This is a genomic window from Anoxybacillus ayderensis (assembly GCF_000833605.1).
GTDB lineage: Bacteria > Bacillota > Bacilli > Bacillales > Anoxybacillaceae > Anoxybacillus > Anoxybacillus ayderensis.
Genome location: NZ_JXTG01000004.1, coordinates 153,028 through 174,294, shown reverse-complemented (window position 1 = coordinate 174,294; position 21,267 = coordinate 153,028). Strand labels below are relative to the sequence as shown.

The 21,267-nt window shown below is 40.2% G+C and carries 21 protein-coding genes and 1 other annotated feature; all 21 genes read right to left on the bottom strand.

The features are described 5' to 3' along the window. Position 1 precedes the first annotated feature (1 nt). Positions 2–1,537, bottom strand: a complete 1,536-nt coding sequence (gene mmsA / locus JV16_RS06480) for a multiple monosaccharide ABC transporter ATP-binding protein (RefSeq protein WP_042534786.1) — start codon at positions 1,535–1,537, stop codon at positions 2–4. A 76-nt stretch (positions 1,538–1,613) separates the two neighbouring features. Continuing rightward, on the bottom strand, positions 1,614–2,690 hold the full coding sequence (chvE, locus tag JV16_RS06475) for a multiple monosaccharide ABC transporter substrate-binding protein (protein WP_042534784.1): 1,077 nt from the start codon (positions 2,688–2,690) through the stop codon (positions 1,614–1,616). A gap of 165 nt (positions 2,691–2,855) precedes the next feature. Beyond that, positions 2,856–4,103 carry a response regulator transcription factor gene (locus tag JV16_RS06470; protein ID WP_042534782.1) on the bottom strand — a complete coding sequence of 416 codons (1,248 nt, stop codon included), beginning with the start codon at positions 4,101–4,103 and terminating at the stop codon, positions 2,856–2,858. Beyond that, a complete protein-coding gene (locus JV16_RS06465; protein WP_042534781.1) occupies positions 4,097–5,863 on the bottom strand; it encodes a cache domain-containing sensor histidine kinase in 1,767 nt (588 codons plus the stop codon). The genes JV16_RS06470 and JV16_RS06465 overlap by 7 nt, the downstream gene beginning before the upstream one ends. Positions 5,864–5,874: 11 nt before the next feature. Continuing rightward, positions 5,875–6,873: a substrate-binding domain-containing protein gene (locus tag JV16_RS06460; RefSeq protein ID WP_042534779.1), complete on the bottom strand. Its 999-nt coding sequence runs from the start codon at positions 6,871–6,873 to the stop codon at positions 5,875–5,877. 901 nt (positions 6,874–7,774) lie between these two features. After that, positions 7,775–8,860 carry a M42 family metallopeptidase gene (locus JV16_RS06455; RefSeq protein ID WP_042534777.1) on the bottom strand — a complete coding sequence of 362 codons (1,086 nt, stop codon included), beginning with the start codon at positions 8,858–8,860 and terminating at the stop codon, positions 7,775–7,777. 55 nt (positions 8,861–8,915) lie between these two features. Further along, the gene (locus tag JV16_RS06450) at positions 8,916–9,404 is read right to left on the bottom strand and encodes a dUTP diphosphatase (RefSeq protein ID WP_042534776.1); all 489 of its coding nucleotides are present in this window, start codon (positions 9,402–9,404) and stop codon (positions 8,916–8,918) included. Between the two features lie 60 nt (positions 9,405–9,464). Further along, positions 9,465–9,824, bottom strand: coding sequence for a 50S ribosomal protein L20 (gene rplT, locus JV16_RS06445; RefSeq protein WP_003397837.1), 360 nt, complete (start codon positions 9,822–9,824; stop codon positions 9,465–9,467). An 18-nt stretch (positions 9,825–9,842) separates the two neighbouring features. Continuing rightward, positions 9,843–10,043, bottom strand: coding sequence for a 50S ribosomal protein L35 (rpmI, locus tag JV16_RS06440; protein WP_003397838.1), 201 nt, complete (start codon positions 10,041–10,043; stop codon positions 9,843–9,845). A gap of 19 nt (positions 10,044–10,062) precedes the next feature. After that, positions 10,063–10,605 (bottom strand): translation initiation factor IF-3, encoded by a 543-nt coding sequence (infC, locus tag JV16_RS06435; RefSeq protein ID WP_004889092.1) that lies wholly within the window; start codon positions 10,603–10,605, stop codon positions 10,063–10,065. Between the two features lie 25 nt (positions 10,606–10,630). Continuing rightward, positions 10,631–10,754 (bottom strand) — a sequence feature (ribosomal protein L20 leader region). A gap of 118 nt (positions 10,755–10,872) precedes the next feature. After that, positions 10,873–12,804 carry a threonine--tRNA ligase gene (gene thrS, locus JV16_RS06430; RefSeq protein WP_042534774.1) on the bottom strand — a complete coding sequence of 644 codons (1,932 nt, stop codon included), beginning with the start codon at positions 12,802–12,804 and terminating at the stop codon, positions 10,873–10,875. A gap of 296 nt (positions 12,805–13,100) precedes the next feature. Further along, on the bottom strand, positions 13,101–13,955 hold the full coding sequence (ytxC, locus tag JV16_RS06425) for a putative sporulation protein YtxC (RefSeq protein ID WP_042534772.1): 855 nt from the start codon (positions 13,953–13,955) through the stop codon (positions 13,101–13,103). Positions 13,956–14,017: 62 nt separating this feature from the next. Beyond that, the gene (gene dnaI, locus JV16_RS06420; protein WP_035050332.1) at positions 14,018–14,950 is read right to left on the bottom strand and encodes a primosomal protein DnaI; all 933 of its coding nucleotides are present in this window, start codon (positions 14,948–14,950) and stop codon (positions 14,018–14,020) included. 10 nt (positions 14,951–14,960) lie between these two features. After that, entirely contained in the window at positions 14,961–16,358 is a 1,398-nt protein-coding gene (locus JV16_RS06415) for a replication initiation and membrane attachment family protein (RefSeq protein WP_021093799.1), read from the bottom strand. A 33-nt stretch (positions 16,359–16,391) separates the two neighbouring features. Beyond that, positions 16,392–16,862, bottom strand: a complete 471-nt coding sequence (gene nrdR, locus JV16_RS06410; RefSeq protein WP_009361824.1) for a transcriptional regulator NrdR — start codon at positions 16,860–16,862, stop codon at positions 16,392–16,394. Positions 16,863–16,923: 61 nt separating this feature from the next. After that, positions 16,924–17,316, bottom strand: coding sequence for a hypothetical protein (locus JV16_RS06405; protein ID WP_021093798.1), 393 nt, complete (start codon positions 17,314–17,316; stop codon positions 16,924–16,926). 75 nt (positions 17,317–17,391) lie between these two features. Next, positions 17,392–17,766 carry an adenosylmethionine decarboxylase gene (gene speD / locus JV16_RS06400; protein ID WP_003397846.1) on the bottom strand — a complete coding sequence of 125 codons (375 nt, stop codon included), beginning with the start codon at positions 17,764–17,766 and terminating at the stop codon, positions 17,392–17,394. Between the two features lie 241 nt (positions 17,767–18,007). Then, complete coding sequence (locus tag JV16_RS06395; protein ID WP_035048760.1) at positions 18,008–19,036, bottom strand: glyceraldehyde-3-phosphate dehydrogenase; 1,029 nt, start codon at positions 19,034–19,036, stop codon at positions 18,008–18,010. Between the two features lie 107 nt (positions 19,037–19,143). Continuing rightward, positions 19,144–19,746, bottom strand: coding sequence for a dephospho-CoA kinase (gene coaE / locus JV16_RS06390; RefSeq protein WP_084220289.1), 603 nt, complete (start codon positions 19,744–19,746; stop codon positions 19,144–19,146). 12 nt (positions 19,747–19,758) lie between these two features. Then, complete coding sequence (gene ytaF, locus JV16_RS06385; protein ID WP_026011499.1) at positions 19,759–20,385, bottom strand: sporulation membrane protein YtaF; 627 nt, start codon at positions 20,383–20,385, stop codon at positions 19,759–19,761. A gap of 64 nt (positions 20,386–20,449) precedes the next feature. Then, entirely contained in the window at positions 20,450–21,265 is an 816-nt protein-coding gene (mutM, locus tag JV16_RS06380) for a DNA-formamidopyrimidine glycosylase (RefSeq protein WP_042534770.1), read from the bottom strand. Positions 21,266–21,267 lie beyond the last annotated feature (2 nt).

Below are 21,267 nucleotides of genomic sequence, written 5' to 3'. Positions count from 1 at the left end.
GTTACCCCCTAAGTTCTATTTTTGTCATTAGTTTCATCAAGTTTTCTTGCGTTGCCTCATCTCTGTTCAACTCGCCTGTTATCCGTCCTTCGCACATCACGTAAATCCGATCACACATCCCTAAAATTTCTGGCAACTCAGAAGAGATCAGTAAAATCCCTTTCCCATCTTGTGCTAACTGGTTAATAATTGTGTAAATTTCATATTTTGCTCCAACATCTATTCCGCGTGTTGGTTCATCTAGAATAAGAATATCTGGTTGAGCAAAAATCCACTTACTTAATACTACTTTCTGCTGGTTTCCGCCACTTAGCTTTTCCGTTTTCTGAAACACGCTAGGCGTTTTTATTTTCAATCGCTCACGATATTTCTCCGACTCTATAATTTCTTGATTTTCATCTACAACGAATCTTTTCGCTACTTTATTTAACCGCGATAACGTAATATTTTTGCGAATATCGTCCATTAAAATTAATCCATTTCCTTTGCGATCTTCTGTTACATAGGCAATTCCGTTTTCAATCGCTTTGCTCACGTCGCTGACATCAATTTCGTATCCATTTTTAAAAATTTGTCCGCTAATTTTTTTTCCATACGATTTCCCAAAAATGCTCATAGCGAGTTCGGTTCGTCCTGCTCCCATCAAGCCGGCAATTCCGACAATTTCTCCTTTCCGAATATAAAAATTGACGTCATCAATGACTTTTCGTTCATTATGAAGAGGATGATAAACGTTCCAATTTCTCACTTCAAATATTACTTCGCCAATGTTCGATTCTCGTTTCGGATAACGATTCGTTAAATCTCGTCCTACCATCCCCTTGATGATTCGATCTTCTGTCACGTGGTCTTTTCTCATATCTAGCGTTTCAATCGTTTTTCCATCTCGTAAAATCGTGATTGAATCAGCGACTTTCGATATCTCGCTCAGTTTATGAGAAATAATAATCGCGGTCATGCCCTGCTTCTTAAATTCTAATAATAACCGCAGCAAATTTTCACTATCGTCCTCATTTAAAGCAGCAGTTGGTTCATCCAAAATCAATAATTTTACTTCTTTTGATAATGCCTTTGCAATTTCGACTAGCTGTTGTTTCCCGACCCCTAGATTTCCAACCAATGTATGCGGCGACTCATTTAATCCAACTTTTTTCAATAACTCTTTCGTTTTAACAATCGTTTCATTCCAATTAATAACTCCTCGTTTCGCTCGTTCGTTGCCAAGAAAAATGTTTTCCGCAATCGATAAATAAGGAATAAGAGCCAATTCTTGATGAATAATGACAATCCCTAACTCCTCACTTTGTTTAATATCTTTAAATTTACATACTTCCCCTTTAAATAAAATGTCACCACTATACGTGCCGTAAGGATAGACACCGCTCAACACTTTCATTAGCGTCGATTTTCCTGCACCGTTTTCCCCGCAAAGCGCATGAATTTCTCCTTCTTTCACTTGCAAATTTACATTTTCAAGCGCTTTTACCCCTGGAAATTCTTTTGTAATTCCACGCATCTCTAATATGAATTGTGACATTGCTCACCACTTCCCTATTGTGAAATAAATGATATAGTGATAGCTCTTGGACTATCACTATATCATTTCACCCTGATTACTTAGTTAACTGGTCTTTTGTGTAATATCCGCTATCTACTAACACTTTTTCGTAGTTAGAAATGTCTACAGAAACCGGCTCCAATAAATAAGATGGTACGACTTTTACCCCGTTATTATATGTTTTCGTGTCATTTACTTTCGGTTTTTCTCCTTTTAAAACAGCGTCAGCCATTTCCACTGCTTTTTTCGCTAATTCCCGCGTATCTTTAAATACTGTTTGTGTTTGTTCTCCCGCGATAATAGATTTTACAGACGCCAATTCAGCATCTTGACCTGTAATTACTGGCATCGGTTTTCCTGAGCCATAGCCAACTCCTTTTAATGATGAAATAATGCCGATACTAATTCCGTCGTAAGGAGATAATACTGCATCTACTTTTGCATTTGTGTAATGAGCGCTTAATAAGTTATCCATGCGTGCTTGAGCCGTTGCTCCATCCCAACGCAACGTAGCTACTTGATCAAATTCAGTTTGTCCGCTTCGAACGACTAATTTTCCAGAATCAATATATGGCTTCAATACAGACATCGCCCCATCGAAAAAGAAATACGCATTGTTATCATCAGGCGAACCTGCGAACAATTCGATGTTGAATGGACCTTTTCCATCTTTTAGACCAAGCTTTTGTTCGATATATGAGCCTTGAAGCACTCCTACTTTGAAGTTATCAAACGTAGCGTAGTAATCGACGTATTTGCTGTTTTTAATAAGACGATCGTAAGAAATGACTTTAATGCCTTGTTTATGCGCTTTTTCTAATACATCCGTAAGCGCTTCCCCGTCAATTGGCGCAATAACTAATACGTTAACTCCTTTTGTAATCATGTTTTCAATTTGTGATACTTGGTTTTCAACAACGTCTTCAGCATACTGCAAATCCGTTTTATAGCCGAGCTTTTCAAACTCTTTTACCATGTTTTCCCCATCGTTAATCCAACGTTCAGAAGACTTTGTTGGCATTGATATTCCAACAAATCCAGCATCCCCTTTTCCTCCTGTTTCCTTTCCGCTACACGCGGCTAATGCAAATACAAATACAAGCAAAATCAATGTTGTGAAAAACTTCTTCATCTTCTTTTCTCCCCCTTTAATGATTCGTGTGATTCAACTAGAATATAACACCTATAAAATTTTCAGTCTTTTCAATCAACAGACTTTTTTTATAAAAATTTAACTTTGGTAAAGCGTTTTCAAAAAAAGAGGGTGTGTGGGTACCCTCTTTTTGTACGTACCAATTTATAATAAAACTTCCCGAACTTCCTTAAATAAAAACGCTCCTTTGCGATATTGATTTGGAGACACACCTACTACTTTTTTAAACGCCGTACTGAAATAGTGTTGTGTATCATACCCTACTCGTTCAGAAATTTCATGAATGGTTAGCTGTGTCGAGACCAACAATTGAATCGCCTTTTTAATTCGTACTTCCGTTAAAAAATTGACAAACGATATCCCTAGTTCTTGTTTCATAATGCGGCTCAAATATACAGGCGAAACGTTTAGTGATTGAGCAACGGATTCTAATGTAAGTGTTTGATCGGAAAAATGTTCTTGTACATATTGTTTTGCTCGTCGCACGATTGGCGAAATATTCGTTGCGCTATACGCCCTCTTTTTGCAGATTTCATATGCGTCTGCTACTTTCGTGAGTTCTCCTTCCACCTCTGCAGCGTATATATTGGCTTGTATGTTTAAATACTGCTTTATCGTTTTCTCAATTGTGCGAAATAGTTCTTCATCGGCCCAATCCCATAAACATACCACAATAAAGCCTACCGTATCGCGAAAAACCACTTTTCTTTTTCCCTCTAACAACTCCGAAGCGATATTTTCAATAGCAAAAAAGAACAATTGTTTCTCCTTTTCACTCATTAGTAGTTTGGTGCTGAAAAACTCTTGCCAGTAAATCACCGCCAGTTGTACAGGACAGGTGGAGGGGAGCTTGAAAAACTGCAATTGGGCAAAGATTTCGATTTCTTTCAATCGACCATGAATCCATTCTAAACAAAATTGCTGACGGATGAGCTGAAAATTTTTTTGCACTTGTTTTGACAATAACGTAACATATTCCGATTGTTGCAATTCCTTTGTTAGTTGCTGTTGAATTTTTTTCGCCACTTCACGCAAATGAGAAGGATTCGTTGGCTTTAAAATATAATCGTCGACTTGTAAACGAATCGCTTCTTGAGCATAAGCAAATTCGTCATGTCCGGTGACGACAACAATCCTGCATTTTGAAAGATTTTTTCTTATTTGTTTCATTAAAGAAATTCCGTCCATAATAGGCATAGTCAAATCAACAAATAGAATATCAATTTGATGGCGTAACGCTAATTCCATCGCTTCTTCTCCATCTTCCGCTTCCGCTACTACTTCCATTTGGAACTCGTTCCAATCAATCGCTTCTCTAATCCCCTCACGAATAATCGCCTCGTCATCGGCAATCAATACTTTCCATGTTCGCACATTTCTCCCCCCTAGCATCTTATGATAGGATGAACGATTGTTACCGTTGTTCCCTTTCCTTCTTCGCTTTCTACTTTTAAGCCATAAGCGTCGCCAAATGTTAATCGAATTCTTGCATGTACATTCATCATTCCATAACCTTTTATTTTTTTTCCTCCAGCAGTAAAATTAGCGGTTAAACTTTCCCTTAACGAAGACAATGCTTCTTGAGACATTCCAATGCCATCGTCTTGCACTTTAATAATTAACTTTCCATCTTTTTCTTCTGCTCTAATGAAAATATGCCCAGATCCTCTTCTCTGCTTAATCCCATGATAAATAGCATTTTCCACAATCGGCTGTAGTATGAGCTTTACTATATATAAATCGTGAACACTTTGGGAAATAGCAAACGTGTAATTTAGCTTCTCTTGATACCTTACTTTTTGAATGCTTAAATAGCTTTGAATATGTTCCATTTCTTCAGAGAAAGGAATCATGTCTTTCCCTTTGCTTAGCCCGATACGAAATAGTTTAGATAACGATTCGACGACTTGTGCGACATCATCAGCCCCTCTTTTTCGTGCCATCCAGTGTATCGTATCAAGCGTGTTATAAAGAAAATGTGGCTTAATGTGCTCTTGTAAACTGCGAAGTTCTGCTTCCCATCTTTGGCGTTCCTTCCATTCCACTAGGGAAATAAAACGCTGAATTTGGTCAAGCATTTTATTAAAGCTCTTCCCTAACATGCCTATCTCATCCGAACGGTTCTCTCGATAACGGCTCGTTAAATCTCCTGCCTCCGCTTTTTCCATAAAGGATATGAGCTGCCCAATCGGCCTTGATAATGAGCGGGCTAAGTAGTAGGAAGCACCAAGACCGATAAAACATACAAAAAAGACGAAGCAAGTAACGTAAAAACGGATTTCTTTAATCTCTAAAGCCGATTCTTGATTAGAAAAAACCCCTATTGTCGTCCAGTTTGTAAATGGCGAACGTTGGTAAATGAACTGAAGATACCGACCGTGGATGTTATGTGAGAACGTTCCAGAATCTTTTTTAAACCACTCTGTTCGAATTTGTCCAATTAGCGAGCGAGCAGGAGAATAAATATTTTCTCCCCGATGATCGATTACCATCAAATACCCCCATTTTCCTAAACGAACGTTTTTTGTTGCCTCCGCAATGACCCTTAGTTTTAAATCCACTAATACTACACCTTCGACTTCTTGTGTTTCTGGATTTAAAATAGCGCGTACCGCTGATACTACTTCGCTATTTTTATAATTCGTGTGCGTCGTTACGTTTCGTTGATGAGGGTGACCAATGATTTTAAAAATACCTTTATTTTGAACTGCTTCTTTGTACCACGTTTCGTCTGTAAGCGATTTCGTCGAACGAGCATACATTTCGTTGCTAATGTACTCTCCTTTATAGTTGACAAGAAGAATTCCGGCAACTTCAGGATATAACGTAGTAATGCCTCGTAAAAATTGACGAATACGGTACTCGTCATTCGTTTCGCCAACCGTTAAAAAATTTTTTACCTCTGGGTTAAAAGCTACCAAATACGTGATATTTTGCATATTATTTAAATAAAACTCTAATGTTCGGTTCACTTGGTTAATCAGCTGAAGTGTGTTTTGATTAATTTGCCTATCAATCGTTCGGTCTACCGCCCAACTAGTAAGTATTCCTAATCCTAGCGAAGGTAAAATCATAATTAACAATAAAAGTGAAACTAATTTATAACGAATCGGCAAATTGTTAAGCTGAAAATATTGGGTCATTTTCAACATGAATCCCTCTTTCATTTCGCATAAAAACTATCGACATTCTCTTTCGTAACAACTGTAATACCCGTATCGACGTACGAAGGCATCAACGGATAATCGGATGATAACGACGGTGTTAGTTTATGGTGAAGATGAAATAAAAATTGTAGCGCCCAATAGCCCATATTCCATGTGCCTTGAGCAAGCGTTGCATCGATAAGGCCTTGTTTAACCATATCTAACGTTCTTTTGTCTGTGTCGAAACTAATAATTCTTGTTTTCTTTGCGAGTAGGGAAACCGCTTCCCCTACCCCCACTCCCCCATTTGCTTCGGTAACAAAGATTCCGGAAAGGTCGGGGTATTGTTTCAATATTTCCAGTGCTACTTGCTTAGAAACAAGTGCATCTCCTTTTCCGTCTTTTACCACCGCCACTTCTATTCCGGGGTATTCTTTGTACATCGTTTCAATAAATCCTTTTGTTCGTTGCTGGTGATTTAGTTGGTTTGGCAATGTAATGACAGCGACTTTCCCTTTTCTCCCAAGCAGTTCAGCCATCTTGTGTGCAGCTGTTGCTCCGGCATTGTAGTTATTTGTTCCTAAAAAAGAAAACGCTTTACTTCCAAGTGCATCGGAGTCGAATAATACAACAGGGATTCCTTGTTCGACTGCTTTATTAATTGTTTTCGTCAGTTTGTTAGGATCCATTGCTGAAATAGCGATACCTGCTGGTTTTCTAGCAATCACTTGTTCTAACACTGTCACTTGTTCGTTCACATCATATTGCGTTGCTCCTCGATATTCGACCGAGACGTTTAACGCCTGTGCCGCATCTTCGAACCCTTTTAAACAGTTTTTCCAATAATCAATTCCCGATAAAAAGGTGACCATCACGTATTTTTCATCTATTTTTCCTTGAAGTGTTTGAACCTCTTGATGAAAAGAATTAATGTGGGAAATTTGTAGATTGTAATCATATACATAAATAATAAATGCAATGATCAAAAAAACGTAAATAAATAATAACTTTTTCATAATATTTCCTCCTGGAATAGATATTAATATTGTACGTATTAATATTTTTAATCATCCTTTCTTGCAAATCCGTCACCTTACTTTGATATAACCAGGATCAATTTTGTTCGTACAATTTTTATTAATAATCTAACATGTATATAAAACCACTTTCAACAATTTTCTCCTGTCAATCTTAATCAAATCTTAATCACTTGTTGTAAAATCGAGTAGGAGGAGGTGGTTAACCTCCGTCCTCTCACACCACCGTACGTACGGTTCCGTATACGGCGGTTCAATCAAGATAAGTGACGCAAGAATTCTCGATTCAAAAGCATCGTTCTTCCTTCCGTAAATAGCTGATCTTCTTATGCCAGTCGTCACTCCACCCTCCTAGAGATCTCCCACGGAATTCACCGTTTCCTTTCTCTTGGTAGGTTCTATGTTTTCTGTGTTCATCATGACGAACTGAATGCCAAGGGCTATTTTCTCTTGATTGTTCGGTCCTTCCGAATCGTTCTACACCGATTCGTACTATGACCTCTGCTGACTTCTGATGGTTCAGCTACCTATCACTAAGTAGGTTATGAAGCGTACTTCACGTATCCATCAGACCTCCTCGGGTAAGAGTGCAATCTTTCCTTCCATCTATCTGCTTCATTTACTCTGTATCATCTTCGGCAGAAAGGACTTTGTTTTGTTTGGCAAACTCATCCAATGATACCTAGCCTTATATGAAGTTCGTGTTCCTCAGACCGGAAGTTTGCCGCTCGCTTCCTTCAGATTCCGCGTCACCACGGACACCCTTACGTTAAGCTAACTGCTACTTCTGCCTTCGCAGTTCGGGACTTTCACCCTATAGATTGCACCCATGCCGAGCGCACCAAAAAAGCCGACCGTGTACAGGTCGACTTCTCTTCTCTTAATCAAAGGTAATTTCTTTTACTTTCTCTTCATCCAGTCGCTTAATGACTTCGACTAATAGTTTTACTGTTTGTTCGTAGTCATCGCGATGAAGAAGCGCAGCATGGGAGTGAATGTAGCGCGTTGGGATGGAGATGGTCAATGCTGGAACACCGCGCATCGTCATATGGATCGCACCTGCGTCTGTTCCGCCACCTGGCATCGCATCAAAACGATATGGAATGTTCATTTCCTCTGCAACATGAATGACGAATTCGCGCAATCCTTTATGGGAAACGAGCGTTGCATCGTATAAAACGATATGCGGGCCACCGCCAAGTTTCCCCATCGCCTCTTTTTCTGATACACCTGGCGTATCGCCAGCGATGCCAACGTCAACCGCAAAAGCAATATCTGGTTCAATCGTAAAAGCAGATGTTCGTGCACCGCGCAAGCCGACTTCTTCTTGTACTGTGCCGACGCCGTATACGACGTTTGGATGCTCGACGTCTTTTAATTGTTTGAGTACATCGATCGCAACGGCGCAACCGATACGGTTATCCCATGCTTTCGCAAGCAACATTTTTTCATTGTTCATCACCGTGAATTCAAAATATGGCACAATGGCATCGCCAGGGCGCACACCCCAAGCAATCGCCTCGTCACGGCTAGAAGCTCCGATGTCAATAAACATATCTTTTATTTCCACCGGTTTTCTTCTTGCTTCAGCAGGTAAAATGTGTGGCGGCTTTGAGCCGATGACGCCTGTAATATCCCCTTGTTTTGTTACGATCGTCACGCGTTGAGCGAGCATCACTTGTCCCCACCACCCGCCAAGCGGTTGGAAACGAATGAAGCCCTTTTCATCAATTTGCGTCACCATAAAACCAACTTCATCTAAGTGACCAGCAATCATCACTTTTGGTCCGTTTTCTTTTCCTACTTTTTTTGCAATTAAGCTACCGAGACGATCCGTCGTGACTTCATCTGCATATGGAGCGATGTACGATTTCATTACTTCACGTACTTCCCGTTCATTGCCCGGAACACCTTTTGCATCCGTTAACGCTTTCAACATCGTTAACGTTTCATCTAATTTCTTCACGTATGTCACTCCTCTCTATGTACAACATTCATTATACTAAACATTTTGACAGTTGTTAATAATTGTGACTTTGTCGCTCATGGTTCACTTCGTTTTTTGCGACATACGCTCGCTCAATTTGTTCAGCATTAAATTGAAGCGCATGACCGAGCTGTGCATACGCATACACTAATTGATCGTATGCTTGTTCGTCCATCTTTTCGCGAAACGTCTGAACGGCTTCAAATACGTGTAAAAACTGTTCAACGAGCGGATGACTTTCTTGCACATGCGGCCATTTTACATGCTCATGAAGCGAAAGATCAAGCCCGAGCGATAAAATAAAATGAAGGCCGTCTACATATTCCTCTAAAATTGTTTCTTCTGCCGCTTTCGGCTTCGAACTCCAAAATTTAAAGCAACGTGTTTCGTTCGCCAGTTCTCCAATTTCAACAAGAAGAGCTAACAACTTGCGCTCAACTAAACGTTCACCGCGCAAACCACGCTCCGTTTCAATTCGCTCATCTAATTGCCGTTGCATAGAAAATAATTTTTTTATATCCATTTTTCTCCCCCTCTTATAAAAAATGACCATCCCCTCAAGGGAGAATGGTCATTTCCTTTATTACTTGTTTAAGTTTTCTTTTGCGATGTTTGCAAGTTGTGTGAATGCTGCTGCATCGTTTACTGCTAAATCAGCAAGCATTTTGCGGTTTACTTCGATTCCTGCAAGCTTTAATCCGTGCATTAAACGGCTGTAAGAAAGACCGTTCATGCGCGCTGCAGCGTTAATGCGCGTAATCCAAAGTTTGCGGAAATCGCGTTTGCGTTGGCGACGATCGCGATACGCATACATTAACGATTTCATTACTTGTTGATTTGCAACTTTATATAAACGATGTTTCGAACCGAAATATCCTTTTGCAAGTTTAAGAATTTTTTTACGACGTCTGCGTGTGACTGTACCGCCTTTTACACGTGGCATAACATTTCCCTCCTAAAATTATTTTACGTTATCTAACAATTGACGAATGCGTTTGAAATCGCCTTTTGATACGAGCGTTGCTTTACGAAGTTTACGCTTTTGTTTTTGCGTTTTGTTTGCGAATAAGTGGCTAGTGAATGCGTGTGAACGTTTTAATTGACCTGTTCCTGTCTTTTTGAAACGCTTCGCTGAGCCTTTGTGAGTTTTCATTTTTGGCATAAGGTGTTCCTCCCTTTTGTTATTTGTCGTTTTTCGGTGCTAGCACTAAAAACATGCTGCGGCCGTCCATTTTCGGAGCCGTCTCAACCGTACCAATATCCGCGCACGCCTCAGCAAATCGATCAAGCACGCGCTGACCAATTTCCTTATGCGTAATCGCACGTCCTTTAAAGCGAATCGTCGCTTTCACTTTATCTCCTTTTTCAAGGAACTTCCGCGCGTTGCGCAATTTCGTGTTGAAGTCATGTTCTTCGATCGTTGGGCTTAAACGAACTTCTTTTACGTTAATCACTTTTTGCTTTTTGCGCGCTTCTTTTTCTTTCTTTTGTTGCTCGAAGCGGAACTTACCATAGTCCATAATGCGGCACACTGGCGGTTTCGCATTTGGTGCAACCATCACTAAATCTAAATTTAAACGCGCTGCAATTTCTAACGCTTCTTGCTTCGTCTTAATCCCAAGTTGCTCTCCATTTGGATCGACTAAACGAACTTCACGTGCCCGAATGTTTTCATTAATAATAAAATCTTTGCTAATAACTAGCCACCTCCACGGTTTTTTCAAGCTTGTTTGTTAAAGCAGAACGCACACGACAAAAAACGTGTGGGCACAATACACCCACACGTCTCGCTCACAACATTTTTCTGTCATGAAACCTGCTAACAGCCATACGGCGTCGATCAGGTGAGAAGCGGGTGCTTCTGCTTATGTTCAAACAAGTATTTACTTTTACTTCAACATATATACCATATATCAAAACACATTGTCAACTGATGTCAATTGATCACAACAAATAAAACTATAACAAACATGGGGCGAAAATGCAACTATTTATTTACGCACTTCTTTTACGATGGAGTCAACGAACGCATCGAGCGGCATCGTTTCGCTCTTTTGTTCCCCATATTTTCGCACGTTCACTGCCCGTTCGTTTACTTCGTTATCCCCAACAACGAGCATGTACGGAATTTTTTGCATTTGCGCTTCGCGAATTTTGTATCCAATTTTTTCTTCACGCTCATCGACTTCAACACGAATGCCTGCAGCTTGTAACGCCTGTTTTACTTCATACGCATAATCTATATGAACAGCTGGGGAAACAGGAATAACTTGTACTTGTACAGGCGCTAACCATGTCGGGAACGCCCCTTTATACTCCTCAATTAAAAAGGCAACGAAACGTTCCATCGTTGATACGACACCGCGATGGATGACAACCGGGCGATGCGGTTTTCCGTCTTCACCGATATATGTTAAGTCAAAACGTTCCGGTAACAAGAAGTCAAGTTGAACGGTAGATAACGTTTCATCTTTTCCGAGCGCTGTTCGCACTTGAACGTCTAGTTTTGGACCGTAAAACGCAGCTTCTCCTTCTGCTTCGTAATAGTCAAGTCCGAGCTCGTCCATCGCCTCTTTTAACATGCTTTGTGCTTTTTCCCACATCGCATCGTCATCGTAATATTTTTCTTTATCTTGCGGATCGCGATACGACAGACGGAACGAATAGTCCGTTAAACCGAAATCTTTATATACATCTAAAATTAAATTAACGACGCGCTTAAACTCGTCTTTAATTTGATCTGGGCGAACGAAAATATGCGCATCATTCAACGTCATCCCACGAACGCGTTGCAATCCTGTAAGCGCCCCTGACATTTCGTAACGATGCATCGTACCGAGCTCTGCGATACGAATTGGCAATTCGCGATAGCTATGAATTTTATGTTTATACACCATCATATGATGCGGACAGTTCATCGGACGTAAGACAAGCTGTTCATTATCCATCTCCATTGGCGGAAACATTCCATCTTTATAATGATCCCAATGGCCAGACGTTTTATATAACTCGACGCTACCGAGCACCGGTGTATATACGTGTTGATAGCCAAGCGACAGCTCTTTATCGACGATATAACGCTCAATTGTTCGGCGAATAGTTGCACCTTTTGGAAGCCAAAGCGGCAATCCTTGTCCTACTTTTTGCGACGTCATAAATAAGTCAAGCTCTTTTCCGAGCTTACGATGATCACGCTCTTTCGCTTCTTGTAAAAGACGTAAATATTCATCTAAATCTTCTTTTTTGAAAAAGGCTGTACCGTAAATACGTTGCAACATTTTGTTTTTGCTGTCACCACGCCAGTACGCACCTGCTACACTTAACAGTTTAAACTCTTTAATTTTTCCTGTTGATGGGACGTGCACCCCACGGCAAAGGTCGAAAAACTCTCCTTGTTCGTAAATGGAAACGACTTCTCCCTCTGGAATGTCGTGAATAAGTTCAATTTTTAAATGATCACCAATTTCTGTATAGCGACGAATTGCTTCTTCGCGACTCACTTCTTGGCGAACGATATCTAAGTTTTCTTTCACAATTTTTTTCATTTCTTGTTCAATTTTCGGTAAGTCTTCTGCTGTAATTGGTACGTCAACATCAATATCATAGTAAAAGCCGTTTTCAATGACAGGGCCAACGCCAAGCTTCACATCTTTGTACAATCGTTTAATCGCTTGTGCCATTAAATGCGCTGTGCTATGACGTAAAATGTCAAGCGCTTCTGGCATATCTTGCGTAATAATCGAAATGGCACCGTCTTCTTCAATCGGTGTACGCAAATCGATCATGCGATCGTTTAGCTTTCCTGCAATTGCTTTTTTCTTCAGTCCTGGGCTAATGGACGCTGCAATATCTTCCGTTGTCACTCCTTTCGGAAACTCCTTCACTGCTCCATCTGGAAATGTAATTTTTACTACATCCACCAAAGCTGCTCACTCCTTTTTTAAAAAATAAAAAAACTCGTCCCAAAAACGAGGGACGAGTTGGTTTCGTGGTTCCACCCTTCTTCCCGTCTATACGAACATAAAGCGAGCGTATAAACGGCTTCATCTCGATAACGGCGCAAACCGTCAGCAATTACTAAACGGGCAATCGTCCCATTGTTCACTGCTGAAGTTTAGAGGTGGTAAGTGCATTTTCCGTGTTAGGAAGGTTTCAGCCTATGCCTTCCCTCTCTGTGAACCGTAAAAATACACCCATGTCCTCATCATCACTTTTTGCTTTATTCACTATGTATGTCATTATAAGCATATTTTTTTGGAAAATCAAGAGGTGTTCGTAGCTCGATGCGCTCTTGAAACACATTTTGAATCGTTTGAATCATTCCGACATCTGTCACATTTGTATACATATATATTTTTTCTGGTGCTATCGATACGAGCGGCGCTAATACAGATGTATCAATGTACATCGGCTGACTCACCATCAATCGACGGTCAATAAACTGCTTTAGTTGATGAGGTGACAAGTAAAAAAAATGGTCATCGAAAAATTGAAACGTTTCGTTTTCGTATACTAAATGAAGGACGCTCATTTTCGGCTGGCGCGATGCCACAATTTCGCGCAACAGTTGAACAAAAGTTTGGTATTCTTGTTCTAATTTGTATTCGTCAATCGCTAATTCCACATAATGCATAAGCCGATCATAATACGGCTTTAAGCGAAAAGTGATAAGCGACTCGAATGAAAACACCCCTTCCTGCAAACATTCATGCAACGATTGAGCAATCAGTTGCTCACGCGGTACATTTATTTTCTTTCCGAGACGATAATCGTGCCTTTCCCCGTCAATAAACGAATATGTAAGCTGTAAAATTTGTTGTTGCTCTTCTTCGTTTTCATAAAAAAACGTGCGGGAAATGATCGATAAAATCCAACGTGTTTCAAATGCTCGAATGATGCATGAAGAAAAAATAGGAATGAACAATGCGCGCATATGCGCAACATTTTGTTCATGAAAGAAAACGGTAATCGTCTTGTCATCATAAAGCAACTTCCCATATGGTTGCGGTGCTTTACTCAATTGTTCAAATAGTCGTTGTGCATCTTGTCCATTTTGAAATACGATATAAATCAACGGTGCCCCCCCTTTTCCCGAAACATGCTTGTTTTATATATATGGGGAACACCGTTTGTTTATCACATTTCGATTCGGCGATTTTTTCCTGTCATTTCGATCGGAGTAGCTAAATAAACAATTCGTTCGATAATTCGTGCCGCTTTTACTTGTTCTTCTTCGCCTCGCTGCGAGTGAGCAAGGTGATGCGTCAGACGTTTTAAATCAAAATTTGATGTAAAACATGTCGGCAAATGCTCAAGCATGCGATATTGTAAAATCGGACCGAGCACCTCATCGCGCCACCAACTTGACATTAATTCTGCTCCTAAATCATCGAGCATAAGGACAGGTACTTGCTTTGCATATTCAATCGTATCTTGAAATGCATCGGTTTGAAGCGATGATTTCAACGAGCGAACAAACTCTGGTACGTACACGAGAAATGAAGCGATGTGCCTTTGTGCTAACTCATTTGCCATCGCTGCTAACAAATATGTTTTTCCGACGCCAAACGATCCGTATAAATATAGCCCTTTCATTCGTTTGCCTATTTCGTATGTCGATGCAAACGTGTTCGCAAGCTCGATCGCTTCAATTCGCCCAAGATCGTCCGTTTCTAGCTGATCAAACGATGCTTGCAACATGTCGCGCGGAATAAATAAACTACGAATGAGCGACTGTTGTTTTTTTCGTTCATCATCTTGCACTTTACGAGCACACCGCTCATATTGCACGTCAATGTTTTTCCCTTGCCAAATTAAATGAGGCGTATAACCTTTCAGTAAGTTCGGACATTGTTCTAAGCTTTGGCAACGTTCACAATGCTTGCTTTGTTGCACAAACTCGTACAATTTACCGAGATGACGATTTAACATCGCATCCGTCACGTGATGACCACGCAAAAATGTTTGAACATGAGGATCACGTAAAATGTCGCGCTTCATCGCCTCATATCGTTCTTTAAAATCGTGACGATTCATCAAATGGTGAATGGTTTCCCGAATTGGTTTCATCGTTTATCCCCTAACTTTTCGGTTTTTTTAACCGTTCTTCCAACTCGCGCCGTTTTTGTTCTAACTCTTCTTCTGATTTCACTTGTTTTCGCTCAAATTGTGAATAGTCCGTCTGCAGCCAATCTGGCAACAGTTCGGTACGAATCGGTTTTTTAGATCCTTTTTGTTCTTTTTCTTTCATAAATGTTTCATATTCTCGCGCCTCTTTTTTCGCCAATTCCATCGCTTGTTTCACCGTACGTACCTTTTTTCGCGCCCATGAACTCGCAATTTTTTCAACATATTTTTTCGGCAACTTCATATCTGTCCGCAGCATGACGTAGTAAATGAGCACGTTCATGACACCTGGCGGCAATTTTTGTTTAAACATAATGTCTTCAATCAACTGTAAATCAGCTAACGCCGGTTCAACTCCACCAGAAAAATCCATAAGCAATTGTCTCGGCGAAACGGTTTCAAGCTGTTTCATTAAATATTCTTCTTCATTTTTTGGTTCGGCATGTGCCATCGTTCGCTCTGCTAACGGTTGTACACGATCATATAGACGCGGAAGCGCTTCACCACGTTCAAATTGATACCATTCTTGCGCTGCTTTTCGTAATGCTTCAATATCAATTTGTTCAGCGGGATCGATGACGCCCATCACAATTTTTTGCATATCAAGAGGACCAATCCCATACAGAAAAGAAAGCTTTTTAATTGCATCTTTTACTTTTTCAGTAATCGCACGTCGTGGTACGAGGTGATGAGATAGTCCAGCGTAAAAGGCATCGAAGTCAAATATATCATCTTGCATCTTATATATCGCTCGTTCTTTTCCTATATACTGCTGTCCATCTTGAAGCATCACTTCTTGTTTCGCTTCATCACTTAATTTATGAATCATTTTTTCAGGTTGGATGGATGAAAAGACATCGTGAAATGAGCGGGTAATCGGTGTAAATGACGTACGATCAATGGCACGATCGGAAAAAAACTTTTTCAGCTTTTGAAATTTTGTTTTTCCGACACGATCATACAAAAATACATTTAAAACCCCATCGTTGAAAAATTGTTCTGGTGTAAGTGGAAGAAGTAGCTCATAAATAAATACCCGTTCATCGTCTTCATTCGTTCGTTTCATGTACGTATTTAACAACCCGATTCCTTCAAGCTTTAAACGCTCGGCATATATCGTTGGCAAACTACATTGCATAATCGCCATTAAACTATGATGTGTCGTCTCCTCGCTCCATAAACGCGCCTGCTCAAGTTCGCTCCATAACGTCATATATAAGCTATACGCTTGAGCACCAATTAAAGGTTGATATAAAAGTGTCAATACTTTTCGGTCTAATTCGCTTAAAATTCCTTTCGCATGTACAATATATCGGTCGACCGCAATTAACTCTTTCCAACTATATTCCATCTTATCGACCTTCTTCATATGAAAAAGAGCACATTATGCCCTTTCTCCTTGTTCTTTTTTAATGAGCTCTTTTAATTCTTCAATAAAGACGTTTAAATCTTTAAACTGTCGATATACAGAGGCAAAACGAACGTAAGCGACTTCATCAATTTTTGATAATCTTTCCATTACCATTTCGCCGATCGTTTCACTTTTTACTTCATTTATGCCGCTATTACGCAATTCTCGCTCAATTTGCTGCGTCACTTGCTCTAATTGTTCAAGGGCAACCGGCCGCTTCTCACATGCTTTAATCAGCCCGCGCAATATTTTTTCACGACTAAATTCTTCTCTCGTTCCTTCTTTTTTCACGACAATTAACGGTGTTTCTTCGACTTTCTCAAACGTTGTAAAACGAAAATGGCAACGTTCACATTCGCGCCGACGGCGAATGGAACGCCCTTCATCAACTGGACGCGAATCAAGTACCCGCGTCCCATGATGGTGACACGATGGGCATTTCATATGTATCAACTCCTGACAGTAATCTTACCCTTATAGTAGACAAAAAAAGGCGCATGCACAACTACTTCTCACTATATATTCCCGATCCGATGTATGTTAATCGTTTAGCTAATTGATCATATAAACGAATAATAAGTTGACGGCTAAATCCAAAGTCGATTGGCAACCACTTTGTTTCTGTCGTCACAGAAAAATCAATAGCTGTTTCGAACGGTCGAACAGAAATGACTGTGACGACGATAAATGCTTTTTTTCCTTTCGTAAGCGATACGCTCATTTCTCCTCTTTCTTCTGAGATTGCCACAATATGATAGCCGTCCATTTGCTCGAACAATTGTTTCACTTCTTTTAATGCAGCCGCTTGCGTCGTTTTATAATAACGGCTTTTCAACTGCTCATCCGGATGACGTTCCGATGTTTCATTATGATTCGTTAATACGTATTTCCATTTCACCTGTCGTCGCCTCACTTTTCAACGAATGATAAAAAAGAGGTGCAGAATCTACACCTCTTTTCCTCTTACACTTTATTATAAAGCTTTTGCTTGTTTAATTTCAATCGGACCCATGCCACGAGGTAATTCAATTGTTTCACGTGTTTGCGCACCTAACGCTTCTGCAATATAGTCAGCAGCAATCGTTGGATCTAAATGTCCACATGTGTACACATCAATACTCGCATATCCGTGTTCAGGAAAACTGTGAATCGTTAAATGTGATTCAGAAATGATCACAACGCCGCTAACGCCTTGTGGTGCAAATTTATGAAATGCAACTTCACGAATTTCCGCACCTGACTTTAACGCTGCATCAACAAATGTTTTTTCAATAAACTCGATGTCATTCAACTTATCAAAATCGCATCCCCAAAGTTCTGAGATAACGTGACGACCCATTGTATCCATGATCGTATCCCCCTTTAATAAATTTTGAAAAAAATAAACGATGAATTTCTTTTGCTTTCTGGAATGTATAACTACCACGGGGGAAAGTTAGTCCAAAGAGGTCCTAACCCTTTAAGTAGTCACATTACCATGCGTTCAAGAAGTTCACGAAAAATAGTATACTTCGTTTATATCTTTTTTTCAATATTGTTTTTTGTTTTTTATGAAATTAGGCATAAAAAATAACGCTGGAATGCCAGCGTTATGACATCGCAACCGCTTCGTTTTTTGACAACTGTTTTGCAACAAGCTTTGTTAAATCAACAACCCGGCACGAATAACCCCATTCATTATCATACCATGCTAATACTTTTACTTTCCGATTTTCGATTACCATCGTTGATAATCCATCGACAATAGCAGAGTGCGGATTCGTATTAAAATCAATCGATACGAGCGGTTCCATCGTCACGTCTAAAATGCCTTTTAACGATCCACGTGCTGCTTGCATAAATGCTTCGTTTACTTCATCGACCGTTACATCTTTTTTTACATCGACAACGACATCAACAAGCGAAACATTTGGCGTTGGAACGCGCAATGCCATGCCGTGCATTTTTCCTTTTAAATGTGGCAATACGAGCGCCAACGCTTTCGCTGCACCTGTCGTTGTTGGAATGATCGATTGTGCACACGAACGGGCACGGCGTAAATCTTTATGCGGATTATCAATATTTTTTTGATCGTTTGTATATGCATGCACAGTTGTCATCAACCCATTTTCAATGCCGAATGCTTCATCAAGCACTTTTACAACCGGAGCTAAACAATTTGTTGTGCATGAAGCATTTGAAATAATGATATGTTCTGGAGAAAGCATATGTTCATTTACACCGATGACAATTGTTACATCTTCATCTTTTCCTGGCGCTGTTAAAATGACGCGTTTCGCCCCTGCTTCGATGTGCATCATTGCTTTCTCTTTTGCATTAAACTTTCCTGTCGCCTCAATGACAATATCGATTTGAAGCTCTCCCCATGGCAGTAGGCGTGGATCGCGGGAATTGAGCAACTGTACTTTTTTCCCATTCACAATAAGTCCATCTTCAACCGGAATGACTTCCCCTTCAAATTTGCCATGGTTTGAATCATATTTTATTAAATGAGCTAACGTTTCAGGCGGATAGCTCGCATTAATCGCTACAATATCAAAATCTTGTTCAATTATCGCTTTTCGGAACACCATCCGTCCAATGCGTCCGAATCCGTTAATCGCTACTCTCGCTTTCATTATATAGCTCCTTTCAATATATATGTTATACTATTTGTTCGTTATCTACAAAAATAGTATAACACTTTTAGTTTGTTTATGCTATAAAAAAATAAAAAAAGGGCGTCCTATTTTCCAAGAACACCCCAACGTACTAAACATGCATGTAATTGTCGTTTCGTTTCTTCTATCGTTCCGTTATTATCGATCACTGCATCGGCTTTCTTTCTTTTCTCTTCAAGCGGCATTTGTGCTTTCATGCGAGCCCGTGCTTCTTCAACCGAAAAGCCATTGCGCTCACAAAGACGATGAAGCTGAGTTTGTTCATCGACATATACAACGAGAATGCGATCAACAAGATGCTCTAATTTGCTTTCAAATAAAAGAGGAATATCGAGAACAACTGCCTTTTCCTTTTGTTTCGCATATTGTTCTTTTTGTTGTAGCATATGTTTGCGCACAAGCGGATGAACGATGGCATTTAACTGTTTTCGCTTTTGTTCATCATCAAACACGATCGTACCGAGTTTGCGGCGATCAATCGCTCCGTTTGCTTCCAAAATGTCGCGGCCGAACACTTCAACAATAGGTTTATACGCTTCACCATTGATTGCTGTGACACGATGAGCGATTTCATCTGCATCAATAACAGGAATATGTAAGTCGCGAAACATCGCCGCGACCGTGCTTTTTCCGCTCGCAATCCCCCCTGTTAAACCGATCGTTAACACTTACTATCCCCCCTATCTCATTTTAAAAATACCAAGCACAATGAGCATAATTCCAGGCAAAAACGAATATTTTTGTAGCCAGTCATATGTCCTAAACGACTTACCAATTTTTAAACCGCTAAATAAAAAGCTAAAGCTAAGCAAACAAACGAGAAATGTCGTAAACGTTACAGAATAATTTAAAAGCGCTGCGCTCACTCCTGCTCCAAACGCATCAAGAGACAACGCAACACCTAAAAATACAGCTTCCATCCCTGTAATCGTACCTGATCGGTCAAAATCAGCCATCGTCGGCTTGCGTAAAATTTGAATAACAATACCGAGCGAACGAATTTCTACATTCATGAGAAACTTTTCTTCATTGTCGTCTCGTTTAAGGATAAATTGAATGAGCATCCATAGCCCTAATACGATCAATATACTTCCACCCATTGCGTTCGCAACAGTTGAGGAAAAAAACGCATATATGATGCGTCCAATGCCCATCGCTACTAAAAAAGTCATGCACGAAAACAGCGAAATAATGAGCAATGACCGAAGCGGAATATGCACATTCCGCATGCCATACGTAATCCCGACAGTCAAACCGTCGATGCTAACAGCTAAAGCAAGTAAAAATAAAGACCATGTGATCATCAGCGCCCGCCCCTTCCTTTGAAAAACTACCATAGTATATGGAAGAGGCCTAGGCAATGTTCTTACACTATGTTTGACAATGTTTACAATAATGCGTACCGCGATTCGCAACCGTTGTTTTGACAATGGGCTCTCCACATCGACGGCACGGCTTGTTTACGCGACCATATACGTACAATTGCGTCTGAAATGTTCCGATTTTCCCTTGCGTATTGACGTACGTTCGAACCGTACTTCCCCCTTTTTCAATCGCTTCTCGTATCGTTTCAACGATCGCTTCATGTAACGCTTCTACCTCCTGCGCCGTTAACGTAGCTGCGAGGCGTTCTGGGTGAATGGACGAACGAAATAGCACTTCATCGACATAAATATTCCCTAACCCAGCAACAATCGTTTGATCAAGCAATACCGCTTTTATTTTTCGTTTTGTTCGTTGAAGCTGATCGGTAAGCCATGAAACAGTAAACTGCTCATCAAGTGGCTCGATGCCGATGTGCAATAAAGGAGGAATGTTTTCCCCTTTATCGCACAAATGCATTGTCCCAAATTTACGCACATCGCGATAACGAAGTTCTGTACGATCTGTAAATGTAAAAAAGATATGCGTATGTCGATCAAATGGAGCATTTTCTTTTTCGTATATGTAGCGTCCTTCCATACGCAAATGGGACACAAGAACGACATCATCCAATTGAAAAATTAAAAATTTCCCCCGTCGCTCAATATCGTAAATCGTCTGTCCTTTTAATCGATCGCAAAATGTTTCTACGTCAGGATGTTGGACGATCTTTTCCCAATGTACTTTTACACGTTCAATCGTTTTGCCAACAACAAGCGGAAGAAGCGTGCGCCGCACCGTTTCCACTTCAGGGAGTTCTGGCATGT